The organism is Halomonas sp. IOP_6, assembly GCF_021151565.1.
Lineage (GTDB): Bacteria > Pseudomonadota > Gammaproteobacteria > Pseudomonadales > Halomonadaceae > Vreelandella > Vreelandella alkaliphila.
Genome location: NZ_JAIRBO010000023.1, coordinates 1 through 1,300, shown reverse-complemented (window position 1 = coordinate 1,300; position 1,300 = coordinate 1). Strand labels below are relative to the sequence as shown.

The window sequence follows — 1,300 nt, the reverse complement described above, 5'->3', positions numbered from 1 at the left end:
TGACCCGTCCTGAATAGAGTTGACACGTTCCCGTCCTTATTTTGGGAGAGCGTGATGAGTCAACGAGTTAAGCGCACACAGAAAGACTACACTCTGGCCTTTAAACAGGCCGTGGTAGAGCAAGTGGAACGTGGCGAGATGACCTATAAACAGGCGCAGAGTCGTTACGGTATTCAAGGTCGCACGACGGTATTAAAGTGGTTACGTCGATATGGCCATCAGGACTGGAGTCCCGGTGCCACACAGCGCTCTAAAAGGAGTCCCGACATGCCCCGGCCACTTACCCCTGAACAACGGATCAAAGAGCTTGAAGAGAAGTTGCGGCTTGCTGAGCAAAAGGCTCAGTTCTTCGAAGCGGTTGTGGAGGTGATGGAGAAGGATTACGGGGTGTCCGTAAAAAAGCAGCCAGGCAAGTCCTCACGCAAGAACGTGTTGCCGGATTAACCATCAGCAGGGTATGCCACCTTCTCGGCATCAGCCGCCAGGCTTGGTATCAGGCCAAAAAAGCGCAGCAGTCGCGAGAAGCCCGGGAGCAGCGGATCGTCGATTTTGTTCGAGACATACGACTTACCCAGCCCCGACTAGGCACCCGCAAGCTGCATCACTTGCTGCACCGCCAAGCAGATCAAGAGCTGCACGTGGGACGAGATCAGCTCTTTCAGGTCCTTCGTGCGCGGCGTCTGCTAGTGCCCATACGCCGAGCTTATCATAAGACGACGCACAGCCATCATCGCTTCCGGCGACATCCGAACCTGCTCAAGCCCGGCCCCGAGCAGGTGGTTGCCTGCCGCCCTAATCAGGTCTGGGTCGCTGACATTACCTATCTACCGACGCGTCACGGGATGAGTTATTTAAGTCTGGTCACCGACGCTTACTCCCGCAAAATCGTCGGTCATCACGTCCATGAGAGCTTACGTAGCCAGGACGTAGAGCAAGCGTTACGCAACGCTCTACGCCAACGATTAGGGAGCGAGCCGTTAATCCACCACTCGGATCGAGGCATCCAATACTGCTGTGACAGCTATCAGAAGATACATCGCCAGTACGGTCTCCAGTGCTCAATGACAGACGGTTATGACTGTTATCAAAACGCTCTCGCAGAACGTGTAAACGGGATATTGAAGACTGAATTTCTCTTGGTTCAGCCAGGAGATGTTTGTCAGGCGCGTACGATGGTGAATGAGTCTGTCGAGATTTATAACGGTCAGCGGCCACACCTAGCGCTGAAATACAAAACGCCCAATGCAGTGCACTGGGCGTTTGAGATGAAATAAGTGTCAATCTATTTTAGGACTAGACA

1 pseudogene is annotated in these 1,300 nt (G+C 53.4%); it reads left to right on the top strand.

Annotated elements, in window-relative coordinates:
- The first annotated feature begins 54 nt into the window (after positions 1 to 54).
- A pseudogene (locus K7H08_RS18305) lies at positions 55 to 1,274 on the top strand (IS3 family transposase).
- Positions 1,275 to 1,300: the final 26 nt, after the last annotated feature.